We start from the raw sequence: 449 nt of genomic DNA, 5'->3' as shown, positions 1-449 counted from the left end.
TATCGCCTGTATCTGCCGCAGGACTGGAGCAAGGATCGGGCGCGCCGGAAGAAGGCGGGCGTGCCGAAGGAGATCAAGTTCACCACCAAACCCGAGATCGCGCTGGAGCAAATCCAATGGGCATGCGCGGCCGGCCTGCCGCGTGGCGTCGCCTTGATGGACGCGGCTTATGGCAACGACTCGCGTCTGCGCGCCGGAATGACGGCCCTGGAGGTCCCCTATGTGGTGGGCATTCTGCCGAACACCTTGATGTGGCGATCCGGGACCGGACCGCGCCGCAAAGGCAAGCCTTTGAACAATACGGGCCGCCGCGACGAGCCCGACCTGGTCTCGGCCAAAGACGTGGCGCTCGCCCTGCCGAAGCGGGCATGGCGCACGGTGGTTTGGCGGGAAGGCTCGGCCGATTTTCTATCGTCGCGCTTCGCGCGCGTGCGCGTCAGTGTCGGACA

General features: G+C 66.1%; 1 protein-coding gene. It reads left to right on the top strand.

What is annotated here, in order from left to right; translation table 11 throughout:
* A partial coding sequence (locus tag DNX69_RS11135) for a transposase (protein WP_133256005.1) occupies nucleotides 1-449 on the top strand: 449 nt, incomplete at both ends.

Origin of the sequence: Rhodopseudomonas palustris, assembly GCF_003226555.1 — a bacterium.
Taxonomy (GTDB): Bacteria; Pseudomonadota; Alphaproteobacteria; order Rhizobiales; family Xanthobacteraceae; genus Rhodopseudomonas; species Rhodopseudomonas palustris_I.
This window is presented reverse-complemented; position numbering and strand designations above follow the sequence as displayed.